This is a genomic window from Nocardia sp. NRRL S-836, from assembly GCF_001279525.1.
Classification (GTDB): domain Bacteria; phylum Actinomycetota; class Actinomycetes; order Mycobacteriales; family Pseudonocardiaceae; genus Lentzea.
In genome coordinates, this window is sequence record NZ_LGDY01000107.1 from 56222 (window position 1) to 80282 (window position 24061).

Below are 24061 nucleotides of genomic sequence, written 5' to 3' on the forward strand. Positions count from 1 at the left end.
TCTCCCGATCAGCCGATCCAGCCGATCAACGCGCGCCAGGCGGGAGACGAGAACGTGAGCACGTCACCGCTCACGTTCTTGGTGTCCCGCACGCGCGCATCCTGGGCCAACGACACCTCCACACAGCTGCCGTTGCCGTTCCCGGTGCTGTAGCTGCTCTTACGCCAGGTCCGTTCCGGGGTCATGAGAATCCTCTCGCAGTCCGCTGACGTACTCCATCAGCTTGCTCCGCGATTGTTCCTCATCCAAGGCAACGGCATCCAGCCGCTGAAAGAGCCTCCTGGCTCGCGCGACAGCGGCCTTTTCCTGGGCGAACACCTGCGCCATCTCGGTCTCCGTGAACACCACCGGAGCCGCCTTCGGGAACTCGTACAACGTGCACGCCGAGCGGAAACTGGTGATGTGCGCGGGCACGATGCGCAGGATGTGGCTGTTGAACAGCAGGCGCAGGTACTGGTCCTCACGGATCTCGGCGCTGCCCAGCCGCATCCGCAACGCGAGTTCGTGCACGTAGAACACGCACTCAGGGCGGTTGTGCCGCCTCATGATCGTCTGCCGTCCCATGCGCGCCTCGACGTACGCGTCGATGTCCGACGGGGCTTCGATGTGCGAGTCTACGAACAGCTCCCGCGCGTAGCGCTCCGTTTGCAGAAGGCCGTGGATGACGATCAGGTCGTACGACATGATCTTCGTGGCCATGGTTTCGGTCATCGCCAGCGTGCGCAGATTGCTGTTGTCCTGCGCGAAGTACAGGTCGAACGCGTGGTGGTACCGGCGGCGGAAGGACTCCACGAAATGCAGGTCCTTGCCGCAGGTCGCCAGGTACTGCACGAGGTCGATGTCGCTCGCCCGTGCCTTGCCCAGCTCAATGTCGGACACCTTGCTCGGGTCCCAGCCGAGGTGCACGGCCATCGCCCGGCCGTGGTGCGGGGTGCACGACTCCCTGATGCGACGCAGCTCGTCGCCGAGGTCACGGCTGTACGGAGTAGATGCGATTGCTGCCATAGCAAGGAAGCTATGGCGTGGAATGAAACCAAGTAACTGGCTCGTTCGGGTGAAAACAGAGTCGAAGAACCCCGCTGCGAGCTGCGCATACGTTACCGATAGGCGCCCTCGCGCCGTGTGCAGCACGCAGCAGCAGCGATCGCCGCGGCTGCGATCGTGGCCGTGGCGGGCCAGCCGAGGCGGTCGGCCGCTGCCGCGCCGAAGGCCGTGCCGAGGCTGCCGCCGACGAAGTAGACGAGCATGTAGGCGCTGTTGAAACGGGCGGGCGCGGCAGGGTCGATGGCGAGGACGGTGCTCTGGTTCGCGACCTGGGCGGCGAAGAGGCCCGCGTCGAAGAGCAGCAGGCAGCCGAGGGTGGCGGCGGTGCTGGTGAGCGACCAGCCGAGGGCGAGCGCGGCCACGCCCGCCACGAGCAGGCCCGCCAGGACCACGCGGCGGGCGCCCACGCGGTCGGTCCACGCGCCGGCGACCTGGGTGGCGGCGATGCCGGAGAGGCCGGCCAGTGCGTACAGGCCGATCCGCTCGGCGGAGTAGGAGTACGGCGGCTGGGAGAGGACCACGGCCAGTCCGGACCACACCGTGCAGAAGGCGAAGAACCACAGTGCGCCGCGGACGGCCGCGACCCGGAGCACGGCGTGCCGGACGAGCAGGCCGGGCAGGGAACGCAGGGTCGCACCGTACCCACGTCCGATTCCACTGCGTCCGATTCCATCAGGTGCGGGTGGCACCAGCAGCAGGCAGCCCGCCGCGACGAGTGCGCAGGCGGCGGCGAACACCAGGAGCGTTGCGCGCCAGCCGATCTCCTCGGTCAGCCAGCCGCCGGCGATGCGGCCCGCCAGGATGCCCGCCGAGATGCCCGCGGTCACGACGCCGAGGACGGTCGCGCGCCGGTGTGCGGGCGCGAGCCGGCCCGCCACCGAACTGAGTCCCGCGCCCACCGCGGAACACGTCCCGGCCAGGGCGATCAGCACGCCCAGCACCACCACGCCGGCCGCGGTCGCACTCGCCGCCAGCACCGCGGCGAGCACGCCGAACTGCGCGGCCAGCACCCGTGCCGGTGGGAACCGGTCGACCAGGGGGACCAGCAGGCCGAGGCCGACCAGGTACCCGGCGGGGCCGCACGCGAGCGCGAGCCCGACGGTGGTGAGCTGCGCGCTCAAGGAGTCCGCCACGGCCGCGATCGCGGGTTGCAGCGGGTACAGGGTGGACGTTCCGAGTGCGGCCGCGAACGCCATGAAGACCACGACCGGGCCGCTCAGCCGACTTGCTTGACCAGTGTGCACGTCGATCAATGTTGGGAGGCGCCGATCTCCCGTGCTGGCGGGATTCCGTCCTCACCCCTCGCGCACGCTCAGTGCAGCACGCTGCCCCGGTTCGCGAAGACCTCCTCGATCGGCTGGTCCGTGCCCAGGGCGAGCCGCAGCAGCACGCGTGCCTTGCGCGGGCACAGCCAGCCCGCCATCACGGCGCCGCGCTTGACCAGGTCCGACTCGGAGCCGGGAAAGCCGTAGGTGGCGCGGAACGTGGTGCCCGCGCCCGTCCGCGTCGCCACCACTACCGGGAAGCGTGCCCGGGAGATGGCGTCGGCCAGGCCTTCCGAGACGTGCCCGACGCCCGTTGCGGCGACGACGACACCACCGACGTTGAGCCAGTCGAGCAGGGCGCCGTCGTCGTCGATCGTGGCCTCGACGAGCGACACCGGGGGCACGGTCCGCGGGCGTGGCAGTGCGGGCAGCCGGTGGGCGGGGTGGAAGTAGCGCGGCGTGCCCTCGACCTGGAGGCCGAGCGGGCCGGGGAACGACTCGAAGGCGTTGGGCAGGCTGCTGTGCGACTTGCGCACCCACCGCGCGGCGTGGATCTCGTCGTTGAGGACGAGCAGGGCGCCGCGGCCGCGCGAGTTCGCCGCCCCGGCCACCGCGACGGCCGCCGCGAGGTTGGCCGGGCCGTCGGCGCCGGGCAGTCCGGGGTGCCGCATGGCGCCGGTGACGACGAGCGGTTCCTCGTGCGGCCACAGGCAGTCGAAGAAGTACGCGGTCTCTTCGAGGGTGTCGGTGCCCTGGGCGACCACGACACCGGCGGCGCCTCCGGCGACCTGCCGGTCGGCCCAGTCGAACGCCTCCAGCAGCGTGCCGAACGTGAGCGAGGCGCCGGGGATCGTGGCCAGGGTGGCGATCTCGCCGACCTCCAGGTCGCCGACGAGGTCCTGGGCGCCCAGGGTCGGTGACACCGCACCGGAGCCCGTCATCGTGATCGTGCCGCCGAGCGATGCCACCGCCACCTGTGAGCTCATGCGCTCACAATAGGGTCCGCTGAAGAATGATCACTGACGCCAGTAGGTGATGTTGCGGAAACGGGCCTCCGCGCGGCCGCTGCCGTGGTGGTAGACGCCGTTCTTGAAATAGCGCGTGGCCGGGCCCTCGTCGGAATGTGTGAGTTTGAGGGTGCCGTTGTAATACGTCTTCACGGTGCCCCGGCCGCCCGCGACCGCGGTGTGCTCGACGCGGATCCGGAACCACCGGTTGTAGATGCCCGTGGCGATGACCTGGTCGCTGTCCTTGCGCAGGGTGCCGCCGTTGATGTTGGCGACGTTGAGCATCACGTCCGTGGCGCGGGTGCCGTCAGGGCGGCTGCCGCGCAGGATCTGCACGACCGTCGGGCCGCTGACGCCGGACGGGATGTAGATCTCGCCCTCCCAGGCGCGCGAGCCGCTGGAGTACTCCTGGTCGAAGCGCATCTCGGTGCGCGGATCCGTTGGGCTGCCAGGGGTGTGCGGCTCGTCGTAGTCGTAGACCCACATCGTGTGCACGCCGCCCTCGTACCGGTAGCGGGCGCTGGTGGCGAGGTTGTGCGGCTTCTGGATCGTGTAGGTGTACGGGGCCGAGACCCACTGCGCGGACGGCGGCTGGGCGAGGGCCTGACCAGCCGGTGCCACGAGCAGGGGTGCGGTGAGGGCGAGGGTGAGCGCGGTTCGTCGTGTGTGGAGTGCAGGGGTTTCCACGGTGAGTCCCTCCGACCTTCGATAAGTGGTCTGTACCACTTTGAGGGCATGAAGGCGGAGGGATCAACAGTTTTCCGAAATACCGGGACGAGATTCAGATGGGCGAACTTTTCACATTCCTGAACCGGCGGCGGAAACGAGCTCGTCGAAGGTCGGGAACCGCGTGGCGATGTCGCTGCCGGTGAAGTTGCCGATCCAGCCGTCGTCGTCGTGGAAGAACCGCACCGACACGTAGTCGGGCCGCGTGCCCATGTCGAACCAGTGCGTGGTGTTCGCCGGGACGCTGAGCAGGTCGCCGGCCGTGCACAGCACCGCGTAGACCTTGTCGCCGATGTGCAGGTAGAAGACGCCCGCGCCACGGGCGAAGTAGCGGTCCTCGTCGTCGTCGTGCGTGTGCTCGGCGAGGAACCGGTTGCGGAACTCGACGGCCTTCGCGCGGTACTCGTCGGTGTCGGCCGGCGTCATCTCCATCGCGTCGACGTAGCCGTAGCCCTCGGTCTCGCTGACGCGGGCGATCTCGTCCTCGTAGGCGCGCAGTGCGTTCTCGGCCGTCACACCGTCCACAACGGACCAGCGGGAGAACCGCACGCCGTGCTCCTTGAGCGTGGTGGCGATCTCCTCGGGATCGGAGGTGCGGACCAGCGTCTCCTCCGGGCCGGACTCCGGCCACACCGTCAGCAGCGTCATGCGTGCCTCCCCGTAAAGGTGTCCTTGCGCGTCTCCACCTTGAAGCGCAGCAACCACTCCAGGCATTCCAGGCGGTGCCGGGCCTGCACCAGGTCGGCACCCCACACGTAGACGCCGTGCCGTGCCACGATCAGCGCGGGCGTCCTCGGGTCGAAGCCCTTCTCGAAGGCGTCGCCCAGCTCGGCCATGTCCTGCGAGTTGCGGACCACGGGAACCACGACCTCCTCGTGGTCGTGGCGGCCGAAACCCTTGAGCATCTCCAGGTCCTTGAGCACCACGCCGTCCGGCCAGTGCTCCGCGGCCACGACCGGGGCCAGCGCGTGGACGTGGACGACCGCTCCGGCTCCCGCGACCCGCGCGATGCGGGCGTGCAGGCCGGCCTCGGCGGACGGGACCTTGTCGCTGTCGACGGCGAGGCCGTTCTCGTCGATCACCACGCTGTCCGCCGCGGTGATCTCGCCCTTGTCGACACCGCTGACCGTGACGGCGAGCCGGAGCGGATCGCGTTGCGTGACAACGGAGAGGTTGCCCGAGGTGCCGCGCATCCAGCCCATCGCGGCGTACCGGGCGCACTCGCGCGCGAGCTCCGCGGTCACGACAGCTCCCAGACCGTCGGGTGGGGCGTGAAGTCGGCGTTGCCGTACGGCTCGCCCGCGCGGGCGACACCGACCGTCTTCCAGCCCGCCTCGGCGGCCGCGTGCAGCTCGGCCGGGACGTCGCTGTAGAACGTGATGTCGTCGCTGCGCAGGGTTTCCGCGATCTTGCGGTACGACGCGGCCTCGCGCTTCGGGCCGGCGTTGACCGTGTCGAAGTGGTGCTCCAGCAACGGGGTCAGGTCGCCGTCGGTGGTGTGCCGGAAGAACGCGACCTGGCCCGCGACCGAGCCGCTGGAGAAGATCGCGAGCTTCACGCCGTCGTCGTGCCACTTGCGGATGGCGGGCACGACGTCGGGGAAGAACTCCGCCACGAGGTCGCCCTGCGCGTAGCCCTGCTGCCAGATCAGGCCCTGCAACGTCTTGAGCGGCGTGACCTTCTGGTCGGCGTTCATCCAGTCGTGCAGCGCCTTGACGACGTCGTCGTGGCCCGACAGCTCCTTGACCTGCCGGACCGCCTCGGCGACCACCGGGTCGTCACCGTGCTGCTCGATCCACGGCCCGAGCCGCGGGCGCGCGTAGTCGTACAGCACGACCAGCACCTGGTCCGTGGCGCTCAGCGTGCCCTCGATGTCGAGCACGACCCACTTGCTCACCGCTGTTCTCCCTCGTAGTACTTGTCCAGCTCGCCGGCGCCGAAGACCCCGCGGTCGGTCACCACGTCCGTGACGAACCGCGGCGGTGTCACGTCGAACGCCGGGTACAGCCCCTTCGCCCTGGGTGTGGCACTCGGCCGGCCGAGCACCCGCAGCACCTCGGCGCCGTCGCGGTACTCGATCTCCACGTGCTCGGTCGTCGGCGCGAGGTGGTCGGGCGCCTGCACCTGGGCGTGGAACGGTACGCCGAACGCGTGTGCCGCCACGGCCAGTCCCAGTGTGCCGACCTTGTTGACGACGTGCCCATCCATGGTCACCCGATCGGCCGCCGTGACCAACGCGTCGACCTCGCCGCTCTGAAGCACCGCGGCGCCCATGCCGTCGGTGATCAGCGTGGTGTCGACGCCCATCTCGATCAACGTCTCGGCCGTCAGCCGGGCGCCCTGGAGATATGGGCGGGTCTCCGTGCAGAAGAACCGGAGGCGTTTGCCCTGCCGCTGGGCGGCCTTGACCGTCTCCGTGAGGTAGAGGTCGGCCCAGCAGTGGGTGAGGACGGTTGCCTCGTCGGGCAGCAGGTTCGCGGTGTGCTCGCCCAGTGCCCTCGACTTGCCGCGGTACCGCTCGTCGCCGGTCCGGGCGCCCTGGAGCGCCTGCGTGACGTCCTGGGCGGCGTCGACCGCCGCCAGCACGACCGCGGTGGCCTTGCGCAGGGCGTTGTTGGTGCGCCGGGTGTTCTCCAGCAGCGCCGCCGCGTGCCCGAGCTGCGCGCGGGCCTCGTCGAACGGCAGGTGCTCCAGCGTGCGGGCCTTGAGGACCAGGCCGTACAGGACCGCGAAGTACGGCCCGGAGGACTGGGTGACCATGTCCTCGATGGCCTTCGCGACGTCCTCGACCGTCCTGCACAGCACCCAGTTGCGTTCGAACGGGAACTCGCGGCGGTCGAGGATCAGCACGCCGTCGTCGGTCAGCCGCACGGAGTCGGCGAGCACCGGTTCCATCAGCTGTACCCGGTGTGCGCGGGCCGTGCACCGGTCAGGAAGTGCTCGCCGACCTCGCGGGCCTTGTAGACGACCGGGTCGTGCAGCGTCAGCGTGCGCGCGTTGCGCCAGAAGCGGTCCACGCCGTACTTCGCCGCCGTGCCACGCGCGCCGACCTGCTCGAAGATGCGGCTGGTGACCTCGTTGACGAGCTTAGTGCTGACCACCTTGGCCGCGGAGACCTCGACGGCGACCTGGGCGCGCTTCTGCGGCGTGAGGTGCCTGCCCAGCTCGCTGGCCTCCCACAGCTGCCGCGCGGCCTCGTCGGCGAGCAATCCCGCCGCCCTGGTCTGCGCCACCATCTCGCCGTAGGCGGCGACGATGTACGGGTCCTCGGTCGCGTGCTCCACCCCGCTGAGGAACCACGGGCGGGTCTTCGTGCGGGTGTAGTCGGCGGCCTCGTCGAGCGCGCCCTCGGCGATGGCGACGTAGAGCTGCGCGAGCACGAGCTGGAACCCGATCGCGGCGAGGCTGACCCGCGGGTCCTCGTTCGGCGGCTGCACCCCGAGGACCTCGGTGACCTCGACGTCCTCGAAGACGACCCCGCCGGACGCCGTCAGCCGCTGGCCGATGTTGTCCCAGTCGTCCAGGTAGGTGATTCCGGTCGCCCGTCCGTCGAGCAGGAAGGTGAGCTTCTCGCCGTTGTCCGTGCGCGTCGCGCTGACCACGATCCGGTCGGCGACACTCGCTCCGGTGGCGAACGTCTTGCGCCCGTTGAGCAGGAACCCGGTGCCCTTGGGCGTGAGCTCGAGGGCGGCGTCGAGCGGGTTGCTGACCCCGGCCCAGAACTCGTCGTCGTGGCGCGCGAAGGGCACGTCGAACAGCCCGCTGCGCCAGATCTGCAGGTAGTGGTACCCGAGGAGGTGCCCGACGTTGGCGTCGGCGGCCCCGACGATGCGGCCGATCCGCTGCTGCTCGGTCCAGTCGCGGACGTTCAGCAGGCCGCTCTGGCGGAGCAGTTCCACCTCTTTGGCGGGTGGCTGGCCGGCCCGGTCCCTGTCCGCCGCGTCGGACCTGAGCGTCGCCGCGACCTGCCGCGCGACGTCCAGCCAGTTCGTCATCCCTGCTCCTCTCGGTGGTACCCGTGCCAACTTACTTCGTCACACCACCGGGCTAACCACGATGTGAGAAGGACGTCCGGCTGGCAGACTGCTCAGCGGCCCCGGTCTCCGGGGTAACAACATCTGAGGAGCATTTCGCATGGCGCAGGGCACTGTTAAGTGGTTCAACGGCGAGAAGGGCTTCGGCTTCATCGCTCAGGACGGCGGCGGTCCGGACGTCTTCGTCCACTACTCGCAGATCGAGGGCAACGGCTTCCGCTCGCTCGACGAGCAGCAGCGCGTGGAGTTCGAGATCGGTCAGGGCCAGAAGGGACCACAGGCGCAGGCCGTCCGCGCCATCTGATCCAGCTTCGCACCACGGCCCGCTCAGCCCCGCTGGGCGGGCTTCTTTCGCGTCCGGACCAGGTCGACCACGAGCGCGACCGTGAGCAGGAGCGCGGCGCCGTCGGTGACGAGCGACGGCAGGACGCCCAGCGGGCCGAACTCCTCGGTCGCGGCCTGGCCGGCTCCAGCCGGGTCGGCGCCCGCGAGCCGTACCCACAGTGTTAAACGTCCACACGGCTGAAGATGTTTCATGTTTCACCCGCGTACGTGACGCTGTGAGGATGCGACACCTCCCTGCCATCGCAGCCGCGCTGCTGCTCCCGTTGGTGCCCGTCGCCACCGCCACCCCGGCGCAGGCGGCCCCGAGCGGCACGTTCTACGTCACCGGTGTCCGCACCGGCCTCAACGTCGCCCAGAGCGGCACCGGACTCGCCCTGCACCGTCCCAAGGGCAACGAGGACCACCAGCAGTGGCGGCTCGCGGACGGGAGGTTCGAGAACACCGACTCGCCGGGCCAGTGCATCACCCGCCAGCTCACCATGGCGCCGTGCGCCCAGGCTGACACGGTCCACGAGCTGAGGCAGTCCGGCGACCAGTGGGAGGTCTTCGCGCTCGGCGGTGAGACCCGCTGGTACCTGACGCCCACCACCGGGAGCACGAGCCCGATGCCGGCCGATCCGCGGCTCGACCAGATGACGTTCCTGACCGCCCACAACGCCTACGCGAACGGGGTCGACGGCGGGTTCGCGCCACCGTTCGTCAACCTCGCCAAGAACCAGACCCGCGGCATCGTGCAGCAGCTCGGCGACGGCGTCCGCGGGTTCATGCTCGACGTCCACCAGACGCCCGACGGCGCGATCCTGTGCCACAACAGCTGCACGCTCGTCAGCCGGCCGGTCGCGCTCAACGTCGACCTCCAGCGCATCGTCGACTTCCTGCGCGCCAACCGTTCCGAGATCGTCACGGTGTTCCTGGAGGACTACGTCGACGCCGCCACGCTGCGTGCCGAGCTGCGCAAGGTCGCGGGGCTGGACGAGGTGCTCAACCGCGCCGAGGGCGTCCGGGAGAACGGCTGGCCGACCCGCAGCCGGGTCCTGGCGAGCAACAAGCGGCTGCTGATCTTCACCGACCACGGCAAGGACGGCCGCGAGGACTCCGGTGTGCTGTACCAAAAGGACTGGACGGTCGAGAACTACTGGTCGATGGGGCCGGGCGTGGGCACCTCGGACTGGTCCTGTTACAGCCGATGGGATGACAAACCGCTCACGGCCACGGACCGCTTCCAGCCGTTGTTCGTCATGAACCACTTCCGGGACGTCCCGTTCACCGGCACCGCCACGACGGACAACGGCAAGCTGCTGAACCGGGCGCAGCAGTTCTGCCAACCGGCCGCGCGCAAGAAGCCGAACTTCCTGGCGGTCGACCTCTACCACCTGGGCAACGCGGCCGCGGCCGTCAACCAGCTGAACACATACGTATATGGTCCGTAGCCCAAATGCTGGGAGTTGTACGCTCCGCGCATGGCCTCGATCCTGTTCACGCGCGGAGCGCCCTCTCTCGACATCATCGACCAGGAGGGCCTGCGCGACGCGGCGCAACAGGCCTTCACGAACGACCCCGGCGGCACGTTCGCGTACGGCACGAGCGTGGGCTACGAGCCGCTGCGCGCGTGGATCGCGGAGCAGCACGGCGTGGAGCCCGAGCAGGTGCTCGTCACCAACGGCTCGATGCAGGCGGACGCGTTCCTGTTCGAGCTGCTCGTGCAGCCCGGTGACGACGTGGTGGTCGAGGCGCCGACGTACGACCGCACGCTGCTGAACCTGCGCCAGCGCGGTGCGAAGATCCACGCCATCGAGCTGGAGACCGACGGCATCAACGTCGACGCGCTGGAGGAGCTGCTGGAGAGCGGTGTGCGGCCCTCGCTCGCGCACATCATCCCGAACTTCCACAACCCGGCCGGTTACACGCTGTCCGAGGCCAAGCGCGCGCGGTTGCTGGAGCTCGCGGCCAAGTTCGGCTTCGTGCTGTTCGAGGACGACCCGTACATCAAGGTGCGGTTCGAGGGCGAGCCGCTGCCGACGATGCTGTCGCAGGACAAGAACGAGAAGGTCGTCTACGCGTCGTCGTTCTCGAAGACCATGGCGCCCGGCATCCGCTGCGGCTACCTGGTGGGGCCGAAGGACGTCATCAAGAAGGTCCAGGACATCGCCACCACCACGTACATCTCGCCGAACATGGTGGCGCAGTCGATCGTGAACGCCTACTGCCGTTCCGGTCGTCTCGACGAGTCGGTCGTCAACGTGCGCACGGCCCTGCGCGCGCGCCGGGACGCCCTCGTCTCCGCGTTGCGGCGCGAGCTGCCCGAGGCCGTGTTCTCCGCGCCGCAGGGTGGTTACTTCATGTGGGTCGAGCTGCCGGGCGTGTCGATCGAGCAGCTCGTGCCGGTCGCCAAGGAGCACGGCGTCGAGTTCGTGAAGGGCTCCGACTTCCTGCTGGAGGGCGGTGACAACGAGATGCGCCTCGCGTTCTCCGGTGTCACGCCCGAGCAGATCGACGAGGGCATCACGCGTCTTGCCGCGGCGGTCCGCTCGCTTTCCTGATCTGCGCCTCCAGGTGCTTCGGCAGTGCGCTGCGCTGCCGGAGCGCCTGGCGCAGGCGGGGCACGGCCGCGCGGAACGCCGCCGGGTCCCTCAGCGAGTCGGCCAGTGCGCGGTGCACCGGCCGGCGCATCCACGACGTGAGCACGGCGTTGCGCCGTTGGACGATCTCGCCGTCCGACGCCCGTTCCGAGGCCGGGTGGTGGTGCGCCACGACGTCCTCGACGTAGCAGAGCGCCCACCCCGCGGCCGCGAGGTCCCACGACAGCAGCGTTTCCTCGCCTCGAAAGAACAGCACCGGGCTGAACCCGCCGACCTCCTCGAACGCCTGCCGCCGCACGATCGCCGAGCAGGCCAGGAACCCCAGCACCGCGGGCCCGGCCACCCCCTCGCCCAGCGGGCTGTGCCGCAGCAGCGGCGTGATCGGGTCCGGTTTCTCCTCCGGTCCCACGAGCGTGCGTGCCGCGATCACCGCGAGGTCCGGGTGGTCGTCGAAGATCTGCTCGGCCCGGCCGAGCGCGTCCGGTGCCCACCACGAGTCGTCGTCCGCGAAGGCCACGAACGGCGTGCGCGCCGCACGCACCCCGAGGTTGCGTCCGACCGCGCCGAGGTTCACCGGCGACTCCAGCACGCGGACCAGCGGGAACTCCTCCCGCACACGCGCGACCGTGGCGTCGTTGGAGGCGTTGTCGACCACGATCACCGGCACCCGCAGCGGACAGAGGTGCGCGAGGGTCCGCATGAGGCGGTCCGCGCGGTCGCGGGTGGCGATGACGACGGTCGTACGGGGCATGTACGTCGTCTACCCCGCAGCCCGCCGACCACACTTGGCGCTCACTGACAGAAAATCTGGCAGTTACTGTCATCTCAAGCTACGTTGACGGCGTGCAGACGCTCACGACCCGCGCCGCGAAGGACCTGCGCACCCGTCTCGCGATCCAGGAGGCGGCCATCGCACTGTGCCTCGACCACGGTTTCGCCGCCACCTCCACGAAGGCGATCGCCGACCGCGCCGGGGTGTCCGAGCGCACGCTGTTCCGCACGTTCGGCACCAAGGCCGCGATCTTCTGGTACGACGCGTTCCTCAGCCGGGTCGTGCGCGCGCTGCGGATGGGCCCGGATCCCGTTGCGGCACTGGTGAAAGCGGTGCACGCCGCGGTCGACACGATCACGCCGGAGCAGTGGGCGCTCGAACTGGGCCGCCGCGCCGTGATCGCGCGCGAGCCCGACCTCATCGCCACCGGCACCCAGGAGCTCAGGGCGGGCGCCGAGAGCATCGCCGCCCTCCTCACACCCCCGCTGGCCTCCCCCGCACAGGCCTTCGACCTGCTGCTCTTCGCACGGTTCGCGGTGGCCGGGTTCGGTGTCGTGCCGATCCACGCCGACACCACCCCGGCCGAGTGGGGCGCGGAACTGGAACGCGTGGCGCACAAGGCCGCGCACGGCGCACTGGAGCACCGATGACACTGCCGAACCTGATCACCGATCCGAACACGCTGGCGGGCCTGAGCCACGACGAGGCCGAGTGGGCGCCGACGGGCACGCCGTGGGCCGCGTTCCGGCCACAGTCCACAGCGGACGTCCAGGAGGCGGTGAGGCACTGCGCCGCCAACAACATCCCGATCGTGCCGCGCGGCGCGGGCACCGGCCTGTCCGGCGGCGCGAACGCCGTCGACGGCTGCCTGGTGCTCGACCTGAGCCGGATGAACCAGGTCCTGGAGATCGACCAGGACAACCTGCTCGCCGTCGTGCAGCCCGGCGTGGTCAACGACGACCTCAAGAAAGCCGTTGCCGCGCACGGGCTCTGGTACCCGCCGGACCCGGCCAGCTCGCCGTGGTCGACCATCGGCGGCAACGTCGCCACCAACGCGGGCGGCCTGTGCTGCCTGAAGTACGGCGTCACCCGCGACTACGTCCTCGGCCTGGAGGTCGTCATGGGCGGTCCCGTCGCGTACGGCACCGCCGTCCGGCTGGGGCACCGCACCACCAAGGGCGTCGCCGGCTACGACCTGACCAGCCTGCTCGTCGGCTCGGAGGGCACGCTCGGCGTAGTCACCGAGATCACCCTGCGGCTGCGTCCCGCTCCCCGGCAGCAGGCCACGGTCGTCGGCGCGTTCGCCGGCCTGGTCGACGCCGGTCGCGCCGTGGCGTCGAGCACGCGGCGCGGCCTGCAGCCCGCCGCGCTGGAGCTGATCGACCGCGCGTGCCTGCAGGCGGTCGAGGACTGGAAGCACCTCGGCATCGACCCCGGCACCGAGGCGATGCTCCTGGCCCGCGCGGACACGGCGGAGGACGCGGACGGCCTGGTCGCCGCGTTCACCGACGCCGGAGCCCTGTGGACCGAGCGCTCCACCGACTCGACCGAGGCGGAGGCGCTCTTCGCCGCGCGCCGCCTCACCTACCCCGCGCTGGAGCGCCTCGGCCCGCTGCTCACCGAGGACGTGTGCGTGCCACGCTCCGAGGTCCCCGCGATGCTCGCCAGGGTCGAGGAGATCGGCGCGCGCCACGGCGTCCGGATCGCCACCATCGCCCACGCGGGTGACGGCAACCTGCACCCGTTGCTCATCACCCCGCCCGGCGACGACAACGCCCGGCTCGCCGCACAGGCCGCGTTCGACGACATCATCGACGCCGCCCTCACCCTCGGCGGCACCGTCACCGGCGAACACGGCGTCGGCCTGCTCAAACGCGACGGCATGATCCGCGAGCTCGGCCCCGACGCGCACGCCGTGCAGAACGCGCTGAAGGCCACCCTCGACCCGTTGCACCTCTTCAACCCCGGCAAGGCCTGAGCGCCGCACCCGCTCCCCGGATGTCACGCGGGGGCCCCGCGTTCCCCTGAGGGGCACGCGGGGCCCCCGCGTGACGTGAAACGGCAGGCCGGGCGTCTGCCGCGCCACATCCGCTGGACCCGAGGGCGGCCCCGAGATACCGTGTACACAAATGATTAGTACACCAAGTATCCCGGACAACCCGCTCGAACTGGAGCGGCAGGTCTGCTTCGGGCTGGCCGTCGCCAGCCGGACGGTGATCGCCGTCTACCGCCCGATCCTCGAACCCCTCAACCTCACCCACCCGCAGTACCTGGTGATGCTGGCCCTGTGGGAACGCTCGCCACGCACGGTGAAGGACCTGAGCAACGCGCTGCAGCTCGACCCCGGCACGCTCAGCCCGCTGCTGAAGCGCCTGGAGTCGATCGGCTACGTGCGGCGCGAGCGCGACCGGGCCGACGAGCGGGCGCTGGCGCTGCGGCTCACCGAGGAGGGGCAGGAGCTGAGGAACGAGGCGGTGACCATCCCCTTCAAGGTCGTCGAGCGGCTCGGCATGTCGTTCGAGGAGCTCGCCGGGCTGAACGAGGTGCTGCGCAAAGTGATCGCGAAGGCCACGGCATGAACCCGGCGTTGAAGCTCTGGTACTACGCGGGCGGCAGGCTGCCGCAGGAGCACCGCGAGTTCGTCTACCGGGACGTCACCGGACCGAGGTGGCTGCTGCGGTTCACGGTGCGCAGCCTGGTTCAGGTCACGCCGCTCACCACGGCCATCACGCTCGCACTGGTGTTCGGACTCGGCTCGCCGTGGCCCCTCGCCGTCGCGTGCGGTGCACTCGGTTTCGTTGTGGGACTTTACTTTGCGTTGTCCTACGCCCCCGAAAGCGTGGATTACCGGTTGACGAAGTACGGGTATCCGAGAGGAGCAGCGACAGCTGGTCGACGGGACCGCACGGCCGTGCAGGACCGCGAACGACAGGCGAAGTACGACGCGGTTTGGCGGCAATCCGAAAGGTAGAGAGCCATGGCCTTGTCGAGCAAGCAGTTCCAGTTCACGAGGCCTCAGGCGATCACCCTGACGGCGGGGATGTTGCAGCTCACGTTCGGCTGCTTCGACATCTTCGGGCTGGACCCGAACTACCACGTGGTGCAGATCGGCGTCGGCGTGCTGGGTGTCGTGATGGCCTGGCGACTGCACCACGCGCGGATCTACGGCGCCCTCCTGCTGCTGGCGTTCGGGACGTTGGCGTTCTCCCTCAACGAGCTCACGACCGAGGCGTTCCTCGAGGTGCGCACCGCGTTCCTCGGGCTGATGATCATGCTGGTCAGGCCGGGAAAGGTCGCTCGACGCTAGTGTCGCGGCCCACCGAGCGCAGCGCGGTCAGCGTCGCGTAGCCCTCGCCGAGCAACGCCGCGTCCGTGCCCGGTGCGGGTGAGTCCTCCGAGTACACGGCGACGAGCTCCACCTCGTGCTCGCCCACCTCGTCCACGCGGCTCTGCACGGTGCCGAAGCGGGCCAGCTCGGCCCAGCGAAGTCCTTTCACGTCAACGATGTTCGGCACGTTGAGCGACAGCACCGTCGCGTCCGGCATGTCGGCGAGCATCGGCAGCACCACACGCACCACCTCGCCCGCCTTGTCCCACAACGGTTCGGGCCCGTCCAACCCGACGTCGAGCGACACGGCCAGCGCGGACACGTCGTTCACGTGCGCGGTCAGGGCGGCGCCGACGGTGCCGGAGTGCAGGATCGCGCGGCCGACGTTCGCGCCCAGGTTCACCCCGGAGAGCACGACGTCGGGTTTGCCGCCGAAGCCGCCCTGGCACGCGATCAGCGAGATCAGGCCGGGGTGCGCGGCGACGGCGTAGGCCTCCGCGTCGAGGCCGGGCAGCCGGCGGCGTTCGCTCACCACCCGGCCGGTGTCACCGACCGCGGCCACCGAGGCGCTCGTGCCGCTGGCCTGCTGGGCCGGTGCCGCCACCAGCACGTCGTAGCCGAGTGAGACGGCGGCCTGGGCCAGGGTCAGCAGGCCGGGTGAGTCGATCCCGTCGTCGTTCGTGATCAGCGCGCGCATCCGCTCATTCCTCGATCGGTTCCAGTTCCACGCGTTTACTCAGCTCACGCACCGCTTCCCCGCTACCGCTGCCGAGGCCGTGCCGCGTGACGTTGACCGCGCCCGCGGCCGCACCGAGCTTCACCGCGTCCTCCACCGACATACCCAGGGCGAGGCCGGCTGAAATCCCCGCGGTCATGGAGTCTCCGGCGCCACGCGTGTCGACCGGTTGCAGCTGCGGCATGCGCACGAAGTACAACCGGCCTTCGAGCAGCGCCAACGCGGGTTCGTCCGCGCGTGAGACGACCACGCCGTGCACGCACGACTCGGCGATCTCACGGCACTTCGCCACGAGCTTGGGCACCTCCTCCTCACCCAGCTCCTCGTGGCTGACCTTCACCACGTGCGGGCCGCCGCGCACCGCCTCGGCGAGCCGGTCGCCGGCGAGGTCCACGATCACGCGGCACCCGTTGCTCGTCAGGTCGGCGGTCAGCCGGTGGTAGACGTCGTGCGGCAGCACCCGGTCGTCGGACGGGCCGCTGAGCACGGCCGTGCCCGCGCGGATGCCCTCGACCAGCGCCAGCTCGTACACGTCGTCGAGCTCGTGGCGGGACAAGGCGTCCGGCAGCATCTCGACCACCTCGGAACGGCTGCCGTCGCGGCGATCGTGCACGTAGGCGCCGTTGCGGGCGGCCACGTCCCGTGCGCGCAGGTCCACGTGCTCGCCTTCGAGCAACGTGCGCAGCACACGGCCGGTCTCGCCGCCGAACGTCGCGCACACCACGGCCTCGACGCCCAGCGCGGCGATCATCCGGGACTGCCAGAAGCCCTGGCCACCCGCGTGCAGGTGCACGTCGGGTTCACCATCGAGGTCCTCGACGGTCACGGTCAGTTGAGGAGACGGGGCAAATACGGCAACTCGGGCATCCACGACAGCCTGGTACCCGGTGTGGGCGCAAGATATTCGCCCACACCGGATGAATCAGACATCACGCGCCGGAGCCGCCGGTCGGGTCGTCACCGTCCTGCGGCGCGGGCGCGTCACCCGGTCCCATCTTCTCGTCGGCGCGCCACTCACCCGGCTCGGTCAGGTCGCGGTACTGGTCGACCTCCTGCGGCGTCGGGTCGACACCGGCCTCTTCGGCGAACTCTTCTGCCACTTCCGGATCCGTCATGACGGCGGAGTACCCAGGAAGTCTCAGCAAACGCCGCCGTCGCGCCACACACCCCACTGACCGGTGGTGCCGGGCTCCTCCCCCTGCGTCCACCACTGCGCCGTCCACCGGTGGCCGTTGTGCGAGACCACGTTCCCGCCGGAGTAGGCCTTCGAGCGCTCCCACGCGGGCTGCGCGCACGGGCCGGGCGGCAGGCCGCCGTCGTCCCACGGCACCTGCGGCGAGCGGTAGAAGTTGATGCCCATGGTCGTCCAGCGCGGACCCTGGTTGCCCAGGCGCACCTTGAACTGGTCCCAGCCGTGCGCCGACCACGGCGACCAGCCGAGCTCGGCGTGCACGGCGAGCCGGGGGAACGCCATGAACTCGACGTCGCGCGAGGTCGCGATCGTCTCCGTCCACAGTGGAGCCTCGATGCCCTGCACCGCCGACTCCGGCACACCGCTCAGGTGCGTGCCGGGGTTCCAGTCGTAGGCGTCCCGGACCTCGACCAGACCGGCCCACGACAGGCCCAGCGGCGTGCTGGAGTTGTACTTCATGTCCAGGTACGCCTTGTTCGCGGGCGACATGACGACCTTGTTGCCGCGCGCCACCGCCGCCTGCACGGTGGCGTTGGACGTCGTGGTCCCCCAGTACTGCGGGATGGCGCTGACGTCGGTGGTCGTCTTCACGAACTCGTGCCAGCCGAGCACGGTCTTGCCGTACTTCTTCACGATCGGCAGCGCCCGGTCCATGAACGCCTGGTACTGCGCGCCGGAGGTCGCGTGCGCCTCGTCGCCGCCGATGTGGAAGTAGGGGCCGGGCGTGAGCGCCGCGATCTCGCGCACCACGTCGTCCACGAACCGGTAGGTGATGTCCTTGTCGACGCACAACGAGGAGTAGCCGACCTCGATGTCCGTGCGCAGCGGCGGTGCCTGGCCGGTGCAGTTCAGCTCGGCGTACGAGGCGAGCGCGGCGTTGGTGTGGCCGGGCAGGTCGATCTCGGGGATCACCGTGATCTTGCGCGCGGCCGCGTACTGCACGATCTCGCTGTACTGCGCCTTGGTGAAGTAGCCGCCGGGACCGCCACCGACCTGGGTGCTGCCGCCGTACGTGGCGAGCCGCGGCCAGCTGTCGACCACGATCCGCCAGCCCTGGTCGTCGCTCAGGTGCAGGTGGAAATAGTTGATCTTGTAGAGCGCGAGCTGGTCGAGGTACCGCTTGACGGACGCGACCGGGTGGAAGTGCCGCGCCACGTCGAGCATCGCGCCGCGGTAGGCGAACCGCGGGTGGTCGACGACCAGCGCGCCCGGCACCGTCCACGGACCGGGCTGGGTGGTCGCGCTCTCCACCTTGGCGGGCAGCAGCTGCCGCAACGTCTGCACGCCCGCGAACAGCCCCTCGGAGGTGTTGGCGCGCAACACAACGGCGTTGGCGGCGACGTCGAGCTGGTAGCCCTGCTGACCGACGCTGCCCGGTGCGCCCGCGAGCAGCAACGAGATGCCGTCGGCGGGTGTGCCGGTCGCGTCGGCTACCGGCAGCGCGTACCCGGTCGACGGCCGCAGCACGCCGGCCAGGAAGTCACCCACGTCCCGCGCGGCCGGGCTGGTGTAGATCTTGGTGCCGGTGGTCAGCGCGTGCGTGACACCCGCTCTGGCCTGCACGGAGACCGGCGCCGGAACAAGGCTCCGCAGGGGTTCCGCGGCCTGCGACTGCGCACTCACGGAGAGCGCGGCGGTCACGGTGACGACCACGGCGAGAACGCGAGTTCTCACGACTCCTCCTCTGAGTCGGGGGCGGCGGCCCAGGTCACAGCGTGGTCAACCGGTCAGATGCCGTCAATGGTCTGAGCCAATTCAGCGGTGGTGCCGACGCCCGTGACCCGGCCGGGCAGAATCAGGCGCATGGGGGATTTCGCAACGCTGGTCGCGTCCGTCGTGCCGCGGATCGAGGCGCTCGTACCCGCCGAGCCGGCCGCCGAGCTGGGCCGGCACACCGGGCGGCAGCGGCGGGACGGCATTCCGGCCGCCTCGGCCGCGCAGCAGGGGTTGCGCGAGGTGCCGGGCCTCCTCGCGGAACGGCTGCTCGGGGCGCTGGAGCTGGAGGTGGGCCGGCTGTCGCTGACCGCGCCCGCGGCGCTGGTCGCGGACCTCCGACCGCTGCCGGACGGTTCGTCGTTCTCCGTGCTCTCCGCTCACGGCCAAAGCGCGATGACGACCCCGGTCGCCATGGTCGACACCGTGCACCGCGGTGCCGCGGACCTCGTCCTGCGGCACGTCGAGCGGTTGCTGCCCGACCTCAGCGAGGTCACCGGCAGCGAGGCCGAGATCGCCGCCAGGCGCGGCAGCGCGCACCTGGCCACCGCGACGGCCGTGGCCAGGGCGGTCCTCAACGCCATCGGCACCCCCACCGCGACCGACCCGAGAGCCGCCATCGGCATCGCGATCGGCGTGACCGCACAGGTCCTGGCCGATCTCCCCATGCCACCCGGCTACGCGCGAGCGTTGCTGGAGAAGCGGCGGGCCGAGTACATGGGCTCGTCCTGGTACACGCACGCGCCGGTGGCCGCTCACCGGTTCGTCCTGGTCGAGGAACCGGGCCTGGACGAGCCCGACTTCACGCGGACCGGCCTGGCCGCACCGGTCCACAGCGGGTTCGCCGTCCGTACCGGCATCGCGGAGGGCCAAGTGCCGGTCAGCGTGCGGGTCGTGCTGCGCGAGCCGGCCGAACCGGACCTGGCGGCGTGGGACGAGGTCGTGGAGATCAGCTACCTCGCGGTCGACGGTGACGCGAGGTTCGGGCACAGCGCGACGGCGCCGTGGGGTGGCGAGTTCCGCGCGCGGGTCAGCGCGACCGGCCGCGACGAGGCCGACGAGCGCTACGAGCTGACGATCTGGCCGGCCCCGCACGCGGACCCGGTGGTGCGCAAGCGCACCGACCGCGTCGGCCACCTGCTGCGCGGTGAACCGGCGCCGCCGCCGATCCGGCGCCCGGAGGCCGGTCTTCGCTGGCTGAGGACCGAGCTGGGCGAAGCGGCCACCGTCACGATCGCCACGAACGTCACCCTGGACGAGGTGGTGGCCGAGTTCGGGGAGGGCGCCGTCGCCGTGGAGGTCGACGGCGGGGTGCTGGTCGTCGAGGACAACGACTACCTGGGCTCCCGCACGGAGGTCCTGAAACGCCTGTCCCGCAACGGGAAGGCCGCGAGCCACTACTGGAACGTCAACCGGCTGACCAGGCTCTCGTTCGCGCGCGGCGGCACGGTCCTGTCCGCCGAGGAGGTCCTGGACGAGACGTGGTTCGGTACCGACCCGGAGGTGCGGCAAGCCCTGGAGGGCCTCAGCTTCACCGACCGGCGCCACGTCGACGCCAAGGCGGTCACGGCGGTGGCGCGGTTCACCGGTGCCGTGATCGCCGAGGACGACCTGCGGGACGCGCTGCGTCAGTAGGCCGGGAGCTGGAACGAGTTGACGACGGCCGGGAACTCCTCGACGGGGCGGCCGCCGTTGGCCTGGTTCTTCAGCGCCATGTCCTGGTTGGCCGTCACGTACGGGCGCAGCAGCTCCTCGTAGCGCTGGAAAGCCGTGCCCGGGTTGGCGCTCAGCTCGCCGGCCAGCACGTACGCGCCGACCAGTGCCATGCTCGTGCCCTGGCCGGACAGCGGCGAGCCGCAGTAGCCGGCGTCGCCGAGCAGGACGACGTTGCCGCGTGACCAGGAGGGCATCCGGATCTGCGCCATGGAGTCGAAGTGGAAGTCCGGCGCCTCCCACATGTGCTTGAGCGCGGTCTGCCACTCCCAGCCGGCGTCGGCGAACCGCTCGGCGAGCAGGCGGCGCTGGGCCTCGACGTCGCGGTGGTCGAAGTCGACCTCGCCGTAGAAACCCATGTACACCCGGCACTCGGCGTTGGCGCGGGCGCTCATGATGCCGCCGCCGACGACCTCGCCCTGCTGGAACACCTGCCAGTGGTCGAGGTTCAGGAAGTTCGGCGCGGTGAACACGGCGAGGTTCATGCCGAGGTGGCTGATGAAGTCCCGCTCGGGACCGAACACGAGCCGCCGCACGTTCGAGTGCAGGCCGTCGGCGCCGACGATCACGTCGAAGTCGCGCGGGGCGGAGCGTTCGAACGTCACGCGGGTGCCGTCGATGGCGGTGATGGTGTCGTCGAACAGGTACTCGACGCCCTCGACCGCGTCGAACAGCAACCGGGCCAGGTCGTCGCGCATGACCTCGACGTCGGGGCTCGCCAGCTCGCCCCCGGTCAGCGTGTGCTCGGTGGAGTGGAAGAGCTCGTTGCCGTCGGCGTCGACCATGCTCATGCCGCGCATGCCGGTCGTCAGCGACCGCAAGCGCTCCCCCAGCCCCATCCGCTCCACCACGCCGAGCGCCGGGCCGCGCACGTCGACGGCCTGCCCGCCGGGCCGCAGGCCGCGGTGGCGCTCGACGACGGTGACGGCGAAACCGTTGCGGCGCAGCCAGTACGCGAGGGCGGGGCCGCCGATGCTGGCGCCGGAGATCAGGACGTTCTTCATGGTGCTTCCCCCTGTGGAGTGGTCGACGTCCACAAGGTGCCGTGCCGCGCTGACCGGCGGCTGACCATCGGCTGCCCGGCGCTGACAGGTGGTGACGCACGCTGTCAGCGCCGGGCAGCCACGCGCGCGTGACTCAGCTCGAAGCCCGGGAGGTGAGCCGGTAGGCGGAGGTCCCGAGGCCGGACGGGCCCCGGCTGAACACCGGGAGCGCACCGGCGTCGTCGTACCGGCTGGTTTCCTCGTGCCAGTGGACGATCCCGGCGATCCAGTCCTTCAGCTCGTCGGCGTACCTCGTCAGTCCCGCACGCGCACCGGCGTCGAGCGACAGGTCGTCGAACATCTTCGGCAGGTCGGTCTCGACGGCCCGCACGAACTGGCCGAGACGGGCGTCCATCAACGCGTAGGCGATCTCGAAGGCGCGCTTCTGGGGCACGCCGAGGAAGCTCTCGACCACGCGGACCACGTTGTGCACCTCGCCCTCGTGCTGGATCTCCTTGCGGTACGAGAAGACGTCGTTGAGCATCGTGCAGTAGTCCATGGCCGACCGCTCCATCGTCTGCACGACCCGCGTTCCCCACAACTGCGCCGGAACGGTCGCGGAGTGCGAGAAGCGGGACAGCGACATCGTCAGCTCGGACCCGAACGTGCTGCGCCGCATCTCCACGTAGTCGATGGGGTCGGGGATGCGGTTGAAGTGCATGTTGACCACCTCCCACACCCACGCGTCGAGCATCGCGTCGACGGTCTCGCGGAACGTGGCGCGGAACTCCGGGGTCATCGGCGCCGCCGTCCGCTGCCAGAGGTCGGCCAGCGAGAGCTCCATGGCGTTGGCGGGCACGACGGTCTGGACGAGGTCGGGCGGCATGCACGCCTTGAGCCGGGCCGTCTGCGCCTTCAGGCCGAGCAGGTTGCGGGTCTGGCCGAACCAGAGCGGGTAGGCGTCGTCGGCGTAGGTGCCCCAGGTGAGCCAGCAGCCGGACAGGAACAGCTCCTGCGCCGTGGCGTCCGGGTCGATGCCCGCCGAGCACAGCGGGAAGTCGAACCCGCGGATCTTGCGCTCGTCCCAGACGCCCTCGCCGGTCATGCCGTGCTCGACGGCCCAGGCGACCACCTGCTCCCTGGCCTGGTCGAGGTGCGGTGCCAGGGTCAGGGTAAACGGGACGTCGAACGCCGGCAGCGTGTACGGCTCGACGGCCTTCGGCGTGCTGGAGAACTGCCGCAGCCGCTGCGGCATGGTCTTCGCGTACGAGCCGAGGACGCCGAGCCGTGACCGTTGACCGGAGTTCATGTACCGCGACGAGCGCAGGTGCCACTCGTGGCCGCCCGCCTGCCAGTCCTGAAGGCCCTTCACGTAGCCCAGGACGGCGGCGCGCCCGATGGGGTCGATGGCCTGCTCGTCCAGCAGGATCGGCACCTCGGTGAGCGCGGTGTGCTCGAACTGGTGCAGCCGGGAGGTCAGCAGGTCGTTGACGGCCTCCGCGGCGGCCTGGGTGGGCAGGTCGAGGAACTTCTCGAACACCAGCACGCCGTTGGACAGCTCGCCCTCGTCGAGCACCTCGCGTTCGTAGGAGAACAGGTCGTTGCGCAGGTGCACGGCGTCGCTGAAGGTGTCGCGCAGCACCCCGATCGGCCTGCTCAGCGCAATACGGGCCGGCACCTCCAGGCCGACCGCGTGCTCGACCAGGTTCGCCGACCAGGGCGCGCCACCGACCTTGCGGCGCATCTCGACGTACTCGATCGGGTTGGCGAGCCGCTTGGCGCTGATGTTGTGCAGCTCCCACATCGACTCGTCGAGCAGGTGCCGGGTGTTGGCGGCGAACCGTTCACGCCAGTCGGGCGAGTGCTTGCCCACCGTGCGGCGCCACAGGTCCGCCAGGCCCTTCTCGACCGGGTTCGTCGGCTCGGCGGTGATGACGCCGTCGACCGGCATGAACAGCGGCAACCGGTCGAGGTAGGCCTGTGCGCCCGCGATGTCCGGGTTGCGCTTGTACAGCTCCACGAAGTGGTCGTCGAAGTAGAAGACCCACACGTACCAGTCGGTGATCAGGTCGAGCGTCTCACCGTCGCAGTCGGGGTGGGTGTACGCGCAGAGCAGCGCGTAGTCGTGCGACTCGAGGTCGTGGTCGGTCCAGATGACCGTTCCGTGCTGCGGCACGTCGATCATGTCCATCTCGTGCGCCCAGGCCCGCGTGTGGACGCGGGCGCGTTCGAGACCGGGGTTCAGCCGGGCCGGGTGGGGCGTGTAGAACTCCGGCAGCTGGAACGGCTGCATGGGCGTGGGACCTCCGCGCGGTGGACGTGTCGCGGTGAACGCAACCAGCCCGGCGCGCAGCCGCGCCAGATGGTGAAACCTTGATCCACACGTTCGTGGCGGACGTCGCCCGTTCAGACCAGCCGGACCTCGGGCGCGTGTACTCAGCGCACCGACGATCGGGCGCTCGTGCGCGGACAACCGGCCACACCGGTGTGACCGCGGTGGGGACGAGGTGTGGACGGCGTTGCGCACCCTCGGTGGCACCACCACCGAGGGGAGCCGGGGATGCGCAGGACCAGGGACGTCGCGGAGCAGTGGCTGGCGCTGGTGATCGTGGCGGCGGCCGTCG

At 70.3% G+C, this 24061-nt stretch carries 27 protein-coding genes; 9 read left to right on the forward strand and 18 right to left on the reverse strand.

All coding sequences use genetic code 11. From position 1 onward, the window contains the following. Window positions 1-8: 8 nt before the first annotated feature. The 10 genes from ADL03_RS45715 to ADL03_RS24740 all read right to left on the reverse strand — a co-directional run bounded on the left by ADL03_RS45715 (window position 9) and on the right by ADL03_RS24740 (window position 8037). On the reverse strand, window positions 9-185 hold the full coding sequence (locus ADL03_RS45715) for a DUF397 domain-containing protein (RefSeq protein ID WP_082373441.1): 177 nt from the start codon (window positions 183-185) through the stop codon (window positions 9-11). After that, complete coding sequence (locus tag ADL03_RS24700; RefSeq protein ID WP_157529174.1) at window positions 160-1005, reverse strand: DUF5753 domain-containing protein; 846 nt, start codon at window positions 1003-1005, stop codon at window positions 160-162. The genes ADL03_RS45715 and ADL03_RS24700 overlap by 26 nt, the downstream gene beginning before the upstream one ends. 92 nt (window positions 1006-1097) lie before the next feature. Further along, window positions 1098-2288 (reverse strand): MFS transporter, encoded by a 1191-nt coding sequence (locus ADL03_RS24705; RefSeq protein WP_231642196.1) that lies wholly within the window; start codon window positions 2286-2288, stop codon window positions 1098-1100. Between the two features lie 68 nt (window positions 2289-2356). Next, complete coding sequence (locus ADL03_RS24710; protein WP_053735924.1) at window positions 2357-3295, reverse strand: asparaginase domain-containing protein; 939 nt, start codon at window positions 3293-3295, stop codon at window positions 2357-2359. A 30-nt stretch (window positions 3296-3325) separates the two neighbouring features. Next, entirely contained in the window at window positions 3326-4003 is a 678-nt protein-coding gene (locus tag ADL03_RS24715; protein WP_053735925.1) for a polysaccharide lyase family 7 protein, read from the reverse strand. Between the two features lie 111 nt (window positions 4004-4114). After that, window positions 4115-4690 carry an acireductone dioxygenase gene (locus ADL03_RS24720; protein WP_053735926.1) on the reverse strand — a complete coding sequence of 192 codons (576 nt, stop codon included), beginning with the start codon at window positions 4688-4690 and terminating at the stop codon, window positions 4115-4117. Then, window positions 4687-5286, reverse strand: coding sequence for a methylthioribulose 1-phosphate dehydratase (gene mtnB, locus ADL03_RS24725; RefSeq protein WP_197288615.1), 600 nt, complete (start codon window positions 5284-5286; stop codon window positions 4687-4689). The genes ADL03_RS24720 and mtnB overlap by 4 nt, the downstream gene beginning before the upstream one ends. Continuing rightward, on the reverse strand, window positions 5283-5939 hold the full coding sequence (gene mtnC / locus ADL03_RS24730; RefSeq protein WP_053735927.1) for an acireductone synthase: 657 nt from the start codon (window positions 5937-5939) through the stop codon (window positions 5283-5285). Before mtnC ends, mtnB begins: the two co-directional genes overlap by 4 nt. Continuing rightward, a complete protein-coding gene (locus ADL03_RS24735; RefSeq protein ID WP_053735928.1) occupies window positions 5936-6937 on the reverse strand; it encodes a s-methyl-5-thioribose-1-phosphate isomerase in 1002 nt (333 codons plus the stop codon). The genes mtnC and ADL03_RS24735 overlap by 4 nt, the downstream gene beginning before the upstream one ends. Continuing rightward, the gene (locus tag ADL03_RS24740) at window positions 6937-8037 is read right to left on the reverse strand and encodes an acyl-CoA dehydrogenase family protein (RefSeq protein WP_053735929.1); all 1101 of its coding nucleotides are present in this window, start codon (window positions 8035-8037) and stop codon (window positions 6937-6939) included. Before ADL03_RS24740 ends, ADL03_RS24735 begins: the two co-directional genes overlap by 1 nt. Window positions 8038-8176: 139 nt before the next feature. On the opposite strand from ADL03_RS24740, the gene ADL03_RS24745 reads away from it, so the two are divergent. Then, entirely contained in the window at window positions 8177-8380 is a 204-nt protein-coding gene (locus ADL03_RS24745) for a cold-shock protein (protein ID WP_053735930.1), read from the forward strand. A gap of 23 nt (window positions 8381-8403) precedes the next feature. Here ADL03_RS24745 and ADL03_RS24750 read toward each other — a convergent pair whose 3' ends face one another. Next, entirely contained in the window at window positions 8404-8613 is a 210-nt protein-coding gene (locus tag ADL03_RS24750) for a hypothetical protein (RefSeq protein ID WP_053735931.1), read from the reverse strand. Between the two features lie 29 nt (window positions 8614-8642). Between ADL03_RS24750 and ADL03_RS24755 the strand changes: the two genes are divergently transcribed. Then, on the forward strand, window positions 8643-9851 hold the full coding sequence (locus tag ADL03_RS24755) for a PI-PLC domain-containing protein (RefSeq protein ID WP_197288616.1): 1209 nt from the start codon (window positions 8643-8645) through the stop codon (window positions 9849-9851). Between the two features lie 30 nt (window positions 9852-9881). Then, the gene (locus ADL03_RS24760) at window positions 9882-10961 is read left to right on the forward strand and encodes a PLP-dependent aminotransferase family protein (protein ID WP_197288617.1); all 1080 of its coding nucleotides are present in this window, start codon (window positions 9882-9884) and stop codon (window positions 10959-10961) included. Here the strand turns inward: ADL03_RS24760 and ADL03_RS24765 are convergent. Continuing rightward, the gene (locus ADL03_RS24765; RefSeq protein ID WP_053735934.1) at window positions 10924-11751 is read right to left on the reverse strand and encodes a glycosyltransferase family 2 protein; all 828 of its coding nucleotides are present in this window, start codon (window positions 11749-11751) and stop codon (window positions 10924-10926) included. The two genes, ADL03_RS24760 and ADL03_RS24765, sit on opposite strands and share 38 nt — an antisense overlap. A gap of 92 nt (window positions 11752-11843) precedes the next feature. Between ADL03_RS24765 and ADL03_RS24770 the strand changes: the two genes are divergently transcribed. The 5 genes from ADL03_RS24770 to ADL03_RS24790 all read left to right on the forward strand — a co-directional run bounded on the left by ADL03_RS24770 (window position 11844) and on the right by ADL03_RS24790 (window position 15079). After that, the gene (locus ADL03_RS24770; protein WP_053735935.1) at window positions 11844-12422 is read left to right on the forward strand and encodes a TetR/AcrR family transcriptional regulator; all 579 of its coding nucleotides are present in this window, start codon (window positions 11844-11846) and stop codon (window positions 12420-12422) included. Then, window positions 12419-13750: an FAD-binding oxidoreductase gene (locus ADL03_RS24775; RefSeq protein WP_053735936.1), complete on the forward strand. Its 1332-nt coding sequence runs from the start codon at window positions 12419-12421 to the stop codon at window positions 13748-13750. The genes ADL03_RS24770 and ADL03_RS24775 overlap by 4 nt, the downstream gene beginning before the upstream one ends. 151 nt (window positions 13751-13901) lie before the next feature. Continuing rightward, entirely contained in the window at window positions 13902-14351 is a 450-nt protein-coding gene (locus tag ADL03_RS24780) for a MarR family winged helix-turn-helix transcriptional regulator (protein WP_197288618.1), read from the forward strand. After that, complete coding sequence (locus tag ADL03_RS24785) at window positions 14348-14743, forward strand: DUF5313 family protein (RefSeq protein WP_053735937.1); 396 nt, start codon at window positions 14348-14350, stop codon at window positions 14741-14743. The genes ADL03_RS24780 and ADL03_RS24785 overlap by 4 nt, the downstream gene beginning before the upstream one ends. Before the next feature lie 6 nt (window positions 14744-14749). Further along, window positions 14750-15079 carry a hypothetical protein gene (locus ADL03_RS24790; RefSeq protein WP_053735938.1) on the forward strand — a complete coding sequence of 110 codons (330 nt, stop codon included), beginning with the start codon at window positions 14750-14752 and terminating at the stop codon, window positions 15077-15079. On the opposite strand, the gene surE is transcribed toward ADL03_RS24790, so the two are convergent. The 4 genes from surE to ADL03_RS24805 all read right to left on the reverse strand — a co-directional run bounded on the left by surE (window position 15051) and on the right by ADL03_RS24805 (window position 18702). After that, a complete protein-coding gene (gene surE, locus ADL03_RS24795; RefSeq protein WP_053735939.1) occupies window positions 15051-15797 on the reverse strand; it encodes a 5'/3'-nucleotidase SurE in 747 nt (248 codons plus the stop codon). The genes ADL03_RS24790 and surE overlap by 29 nt on opposite strands. A 4-nt stretch (window positions 15798-15801) precedes the next feature. Beyond that, window positions 15802-16662, reverse strand: coding sequence for a 1-phosphofructokinase family hexose kinase (locus ADL03_RS24800; protein WP_231642204.1), 861 nt, complete (start codon window positions 16660-16662; stop codon window positions 15802-15804). Between the two features lie 103 nt (window positions 16663-16765). Continuing rightward, a complete protein-coding gene (locus ADL03_RS47350) occupies window positions 16766-16951 on the reverse strand; it encodes a hypothetical protein (protein ID WP_157529176.1) in 186 nt (61 codons plus the stop codon). Between the two features lie 23 nt (window positions 16952-16974). Further along, window positions 16975-18702, reverse strand: coding sequence for a family 20 glycosylhydrolase (locus ADL03_RS24805; protein WP_157529178.1), 1728 nt, complete (start codon window positions 18700-18702; stop codon window positions 16975-16977). A gap of 129 nt (window positions 18703-18831) precedes the next feature. Here ADL03_RS24805 and ADL03_RS24810 point away from each other — a divergent pair, with 129 nt between their 5' ends. Continuing rightward, entirely contained in the window at window positions 18832-20376 is a 1545-nt protein-coding gene (locus ADL03_RS24810; RefSeq protein WP_053735942.1) for a DUF6461 domain-containing protein, read from the forward strand. On the opposite strand, the gene ADL03_RS24815 is transcribed toward ADL03_RS24810, so the two are convergent. Beyond that, on the reverse strand, window positions 20370-21458 hold the full coding sequence (locus tag ADL03_RS24815) for an FAD-dependent monooxygenase (RefSeq protein ID WP_053735943.1): 1089 nt from the start codon (window positions 21456-21458) through the stop codon (window positions 20370-20372). The genes ADL03_RS24810 and ADL03_RS24815 overlap by 7 nt on opposite strands. Window positions 21459-21591: 133 nt before the next feature. Beyond that, window positions 21592-23730: a geosmin synthase gene (locus ADL03_RS24820; RefSeq protein ID WP_053735944.1), complete on the reverse strand. Its 2139-nt coding sequence runs from the start codon at window positions 23728-23730 to the stop codon at window positions 21592-21594. Between the last annotated feature and the right edge of the window lie 331 nt (window positions 23731-24061).